The organism is candidate division TA06 bacterium B3_TA06 (assembly GCA_005223075.1).
Taxonomy (GTDB): Bacteria; Hydrothermota; Tepidihabitantia; order B3-TA06; family B3-TA06; genus B3-TA06.
The window spans coordinates 193578-199577 of sequence record NJBO01000002.1; the positions used below are offsets into that span (position 1 = coordinate 193578).

The 6000-nt window shown below is 53.1% G+C and carries 6 protein-coding genes; all 6 read left to right on the plus strand.

The window, feature by feature from the left end; translation table 11 throughout:
- Positions 1-55: 55 nt before the first annotated feature.
- Positions 56-1399, plus strand: coding sequence for a hypothetical protein (locus CEE36_02350; GenBank protein ID TKJ43980.1), 1344 nt, complete (start codon positions 56-58; stop codon positions 1397-1399).
- Between the two features lie 10 nt (positions 1400-1409).
- Complete coding sequence (locus CEE36_02355; GenBank protein TKJ43981.1) at positions 1410-2417, plus strand: hypothetical protein; 1008 nt, start codon at positions 1410-1412, stop codon at positions 2415-2417.
- A gap of 71 nt (positions 2418-2488) precedes the next feature.
- On the plus strand, positions 2489-2863 hold the full coding sequence (locus CEE36_02360) for a four helix bundle protein (protein TKJ43982.1): 375 nt from the start codon (positions 2489-2491) through the stop codon (positions 2861-2863).
- A gap of 87 nt (positions 2864-2950) precedes the next feature.
- Complete coding sequence (locus tag CEE36_02365) at positions 2951-3529, plus strand: hypothetical protein (protein ID TKJ43983.1); 579 nt, start codon at positions 2951-2953, stop codon at positions 3527-3529.
- Positions 3526-4302, plus strand: a complete 777-nt coding sequence (locus tag CEE36_02370; protein ID TKJ43984.1) for a hypothetical protein — start codon at positions 3526-3528, stop codon at positions 4300-4302. The genes CEE36_02365 and CEE36_02370 overlap by 4 nt, the downstream gene beginning before the upstream one ends.
- On the plus strand, positions 4302-5417 hold the full coding sequence (locus CEE36_02375; GenBank protein TKJ43985.1) for a 3-isopropylmalate dehydrogenase: 1116 nt from the start codon (positions 4302-4304) through the stop codon (positions 5415-5417). Before CEE36_02370 ends, CEE36_02375 begins: the two co-directional genes overlap by 1 nt.
- The last annotated feature ends 583 nt before the right edge of the window (positions 5418-6000 follow it).

The window sequence follows — 6000 nt, forward strand, 5'->3', positions numbered from 1 at the left end:
AGCGCAAAATACACTCAAGGGGTACGCTGTGCCGTACCCCTACCAGACTGAACCAATGGGTAGAGAAAAAGTTATAATCAAAAAGGTCGAGCGCTACGATCCGGATGCAATCCAAGTGTTTGTTGCCGACGCTATCAAAATCCTTGATGTCAAGCCCAAACCCCGCGCGTTCATCAAGCCCAATCTGGTTCAGGCCACGAGATACGCTGAGCACGCCTACACCCATCCGGAACTGCTCCGGGCGATATTCAGGGCGCTGAAGGAATCTGGAGCCGCCGAACGTATCCTCTTTGAGGACTGCGGACTTATGATGCCATTGCGTTATGTCTACCGCAAATCCGGTTATAAAAAGCTGTGCTGGGAGGAGGGTGTGCGCTTCCTCAACCTTGCAGAGGCGGTGCACGACGTAACGATCAAGGCTCAGCATGGCCAGGTGCACGATGAGCTGCCAATACCGTCAATACTCATCCAGGACGGCATCCGGGTGTTCGTACCCAAGCTCAAGATCCACGCCCAGACCGACATAAGCGGTGCGGCAAAACTTCTCATCGGTTTAATCAAGCGATCTCTCCGGCTGCACGGGCATCACTACGATCTGGATCGAAAGATCGTTGACGTGCTGGAAGCCTATCCACCCGATCTGGTTATAATAGACGGCATCACCCTGGGGACTAACGGTGCAGGCTGTCCTGATCCGTATCCCTTGAATCTTCTAATCGCCTCTCGCAACGCGGTGGCTGCGGACGCTTTAGCGGCGCATCTTGTGGGTTTTGATCCGGCAAAGATCACTCATCTCAGATTAGCAGCAGGGCGCGGTCTGGGACCCTGTGATCTTGCCGATATCGAGATCATCGGTGAGGATATTAAACCATTACCCCCCGGTACTTTTGCCGAACCAGAGATAGACAGCCTCAACCCTTATATCCGCTACTTCGAGGGCCAGGTGCACGAGGGAAAACGCTGCCGGGGCGGGTGCATCGGTTTCGTTGCCGAGGCGATTTACTACATCAACCACTACCGTGCGTGGCGTAGCCAGGAGAAGGTGAATCCTGCGGCAAGGTTTCTCTTCCGGCTTCTGGGCCAGGAGCCGCATCAGGAGCGCCCCAGGAAGGTCGGGATAGTGGTCGGAGACTACAAGGGTGATCTCCCCGAGGAGTTACGCGCCAACCTTATATTCGTCGGCGACTGCACTCGTGCCGGCGACCTTAGGCCGCGTACTCATCTCAAGGGATGTCCGGTGTTTATGTCCCGGATTGTTTTTCAGACGGCGCGGCAGGCGAGGCTCTTGAATCCGTATCTCGACGTGATGGAAGGCCCTGCGTTCATCCGTGCCTTTATCGAGGAGCAGTTCATGTGCGGGTGGAACAGGCTTATCCATCCATTGAAGAAAAAAGATTGAGGAGGAATAGATGATTGGCATTATCCTAGGTTCGATAGGGGGAATGCTGGTTGTGGTGCTTCTCGTTATCCTCATAGTGCTCATTTTCAATCAACGCAGAAAGCAGGAAGACGCGGAGCGCATCCGCAAAGAGGAAGCCGAGAAGATCAAAGAAAAGCTCATAAAGCTTGAAGCACTGGCATCCAACCCTGCCGAGATGAAGACACTAGCTGAGATCAACAAGCGCCTTGAGGCGACCACCAACCTGTTCGGCGCCATCCGCAAGGACCTGGGCGCGATGCAGGAGGCGGCCAAGGGGATGCAGGACGTAGGCAAATCCATCTCCACCTTCCAGGAGCTTTTGTTATCCCCCAAGGTGCGCGGCGGGTTCGGTGAGGTTCTGTTAAACGAGCTCATCAAGGACGTGCTGCCTGCGGCCAACTACGCGTTCCAGTATAGATTCAAGGACGGTACAATCGTGGACGCGGTCATCAAGACCAAAGACCGCATCATACCCATCGACTCAAAGTTTCCCTTGGAGGAGTTCCAGCGCATGGTAGCCGATGAGGTCGATGAAGAACACTTCAAGTCGCGCTTCAAGCAGATCATGCGTCCCCGGGTGAACGAGGTGAAGCAGTACATTAAGCCTGACGAGGGCACGGTCAACTTCGCTTTAATGTACATCCCTTCGGAGAAGTTATACTCACGGCTCTCCGGGATCGATGAGCTGATGGTGGCCTTCCGCAGGATTCGGGTCTTCCCGGTCTCCCCTTCTACTTTCTACCAGTTCCTTGAGACCATCATTCTGGGGCTGCGCGGCCTGGCCATTGAGAAGGAGGCGCAGCGCATACTTGATACCCTCAACCGTCTGGCCAAGGAGTTCGACACCGCGCGTGAAGAGTGGGAGGTGGTGGGCAAACATATAACAAACGCTCGCAACAAGTATGATGAGGTTGCCAAACGCCTCGAACAGATCGGCACTGATATCAAGGCCCTGGAGGTAAAGGGTGAGGAGCGGCAGAAGGAGATCCCGCTGTGAGGGGGTAAATGATTGGAAGATTCAAAGATTAACGGATTGAAGATTGGAAGATTTTAAGATTGGATTGAAGAGTGAAGATTAAGAGGTTTGAGGATCTGGAAGTCTGGCAGTTGGCAAGAAAGCTCGTCAACCAGATTTATGAGATATCCAAGAAAACCAAATTATCGAAGGACTTTGGATTGAGAAATCAAATTCAAAGAAGCGCGGTTTCAATAATGTCGAACATAGCTGAGGGATTTGAAAGGAAATCTAAGAAGGAATTCATACAGTTCCTCAGTATTGCTAAAGCATCAAGTGGTGAATTGAGAAGTAAATTGTACGTTACCCTGGATTTAGAATATTTGGATAAGAAGACGTTCGATGCCGCCTACAACCTATGTGAGAAGATTTCAAGATCGATTGCCGGTTTCATTAAGTACCTTGAATCTTCCAGTCCGCAATCTTGAAATCTTCTAATCCTGTAATCTGCAATCTTGCAATCTTCGAATCTTGTAATCTTTTAATCTTGTAATCTGTAATCTTCTAATCTGTGGATGCAAGGAGGTACTGTTATGAAACTTCTTGAAATGAACACCCACGAGTTTGCTAAGCAAGAACCCAGGCTCTGCTTCTGGCCGGTTGGAACAATAGAGGCGCATGACTTAGGGCCGCTGGGCACCGACGTGATTGCGCCGGAGTTCAATGCAGTGTTCCTCCCTACTCTTCCCTATGGCCTGGTCTCATCCCTTTCCGGTTATCCGGACGGGATGTGGGTGTCGGTGGAGACCTATAATAACCTTATTTTTGAGTTACTTGCGTCGTTGGCGATATCCGAAGTGGAGGCAGTGATCTTATTCAACGGGCACGACGGCGCAGAGGAGTTGGCCCTTGTGTATGCGGCGAATCCTGAGATAGTCCCCCAAACCTGGGGCGGCAGCCGGGCGTTCCGCTACCGCGAAGGCCTCAAGGCTTACCCATCGCCGCGTTCTTCGATGAAATACTCCGATTCAGAAGCAAAGCCCTTTACCGGAGAGTCGGCTAAAGCCTACTACCAGGCTCTGAAAACAAAGATATCTCAGGCAATCAAAGACATCCTCTCAAGCTGGAAGGGCTTCAACAAACTGGGTAAGTGATCAGACGAGCCACGCACGAAGAGCGGATACACTTAGCGCACGAGATCTGTAAAGAGGTCAAGGATGCTTTAGGGGATGATCTGCGTGCGTTTGTTATCTTTGCCTCCACCGCCAAGAACCAGGACGGCCCCTACTCCGATCTGGAGCTTATGGCCGTAGTTACCGATGACTACAAAAAGGACGCCTGCGGGTTCATGCGTGACGGGGTCTACTGCGAGGTCTACTATGAGCCATTCTCCAAAGCCCTGAAAGATGCGGCTGAGGTGGATACCGACTGGCCTATTGCCGCCGATCAGTGGCACCGCATGCTGCCCATCTACGTTAGAGAAGGCGACGATTGCCTTGATCAAATCCGCACCGCTGCGCATAAGGTCCTGAAAGACGAAGTTAAGTTCCGCAGGTGTGCCGGGGAGGTGATGGTTGAGGTTCAGGAAGAGATCTGCTCGCTCATGAACGCATGGGAGAGGAAGGTTACATCGGATACATCAACCCAGCTGTTCCACTTCTCCTCATCGGTGCTTCGCCTGGTCGGGGTTGTGAACCACTACTTCTACCAGAGCTACCGCAACGCGTGGGAGGAGTCAAAGGACTTGCCCAATCTTCCAAAAGACTACGCCCGCCTCATCGAGATGGTTCACGGTGAGGTTGAAACATCACTCCAGAATCGCTATAATGCCGCCCTGGAGTTGTGGCAAAACATCCAGGATTGGGTGAAGGAGCAAGGGATTGAGTGGACGCGAAGCGATTTGAAACTGCCCAAGAAGGAGGCGTAGTGGCAAAGCACAAGATTGCGGTGCTGCCCGGTGACGGGGTAGGTAAAGACGTCACCGAAGCGGCGATGATTGTTTTAGAAAAGATCGGACTTGATGCCGAGTATCTCTACGGCGACGTGGGCTGGGAGTTCTGGTGCAAGGATGGTGAACCTCTGCCTGTGCGCACTGTTGACCTCCTTCGCTCCACCGACTGCTGCCTTTTCGGCGCCATCACATCTAAGCCCAAGCAGGAGGCCGCGGCCGAGCTAACCCCTGAACTGCAGGGCAAAGGATTAATCTACCGTTCGCCCATCGTGCGTCTGCGTCAGCTCTTTGACCTCTACACCAACCTGAGGCCGTGCAAGGCCTATCCGGGTAATCCCCTGGTCTATAAAGAAGGCATTGACCTGGTTATCTTCCGTGAGAACACCGAGGGGCTTTATGCCGGCATCGAGTGGCATCCGGTTCCTGAAAACATCCGCGCCGCCATCGATACCCATCCCAACGCCCGCAAGTTCGCCGATACCTCCAACGACGACATGGCCATCTCCGTGCGGCTCTTTACCCGCAAGGGATGTCAGCGTATCCTGCGGGCAGCGTTCGAGTTCGCCAAGCGCTACAACAGACGTTCGGTCACGGTGATAGAAAAGCCTAACGTGATCCGCGAGACCTCAGGTCTCATGATCCGCGAGGCTCGCAAGATCGCTGCCGAGTATCCGGACATCCCCCTGTGGGAGGCCAACGTGGACGCCATGGCGATGTGGCTACTCAAGAATCCCTTGGACTACGACATCCTGGTTGCTTCCAACATGTTCGGGGATATTATCTCCGATCTCTGCGGGCAGCTTGTCGGCGGGCTTGGTTTTGCCGCGTCTGCCAACATCGGTGACGACTATGCGCTCTTTGAACCCACCCACGGCTCTGCACCCAAGTATGCGGGACAGTACAAGGTGAACCCTACGGCGATGCTCATTACTACCCGCTTGATGCTTGACTGGCTTGGCGAGAACGAGAAGGCCGAGAGGTTAGACGCCGCGATAGCCGCGGTCATCTCCGAGGGCAAGGTTCGCACCTACGACATGGGCGGAACGAATACCACCCTTGAGGTTGCCCAGGCGGTGGCGGAGAGACTGTAATCTATCCGCAGATTAACGCAGATTGTAGGGGCACGGCACAGCGTGCCCCTACGGGCATTAGGTCGGCTCGTTCTATGGAGTGCAACAACCATGTTGTTGCGATGTGCAATTATTGCAATGACACGGTCATTGCACTCCAAACTTTTCGTTATTTGTCATTGCGAGTTAGCCTCCGAAGGAGGCTACGAAGCAATCTCATATATTAGAGACGTATGGATAAGAGAGAGCCTATGAACATCCTCACTCTGGATAGTGGGTGATAGACAAAGGGTGGTTTATCTGAGGATTGTGCCACATATGAGATCGCCACGCCACCTTCGGTGGCTCGCGATGACAAGAAGAATGTAGGGGCCGGTCGCAAGACCGGCCCTTTTAATATTTCTTCCTCCTTGATGGAGGAGGTGTTTCCCCTTCCCCTGACGTTTCTTCGAAACGCCATCCCCTTCCACCAGGGAAGGGGAGATTATCTATGGAGTGCGACAACCGTGTTGTCGCTTAGCTCATACAACGAGACGCTCGTTGCACTCCAAACTTTTCGTTATTTGTCATTGCGAGCCCGCTTGTCTTTTCGGGCCGACTTACG

What these genes read in the sequence shown, in the direction of transcription:
- CEE36_02350 (TKJ43980.1), top strand. Translation starts at nt 56, where the DNA reads ATGGGTAGAGAAAAAGTTATAATCAAAAAGGTCGAGCGCTACGATCCG.
- CEE36_02355 (TKJ43981.1), top strand. Translation starts at nt 1,410, where the DNA reads ATGATTGGCATTATCCTAGGTTCGATAGGGGGAATGCTGGTTGTGGTG.
- CEE36_02365 (TKJ43983.1), top strand. Translation starts at nt 2,951, where the DNA reads ATGCAAGGAGGTACTGTTATGAAACTTCTTGAAATGAACACCCACGAG.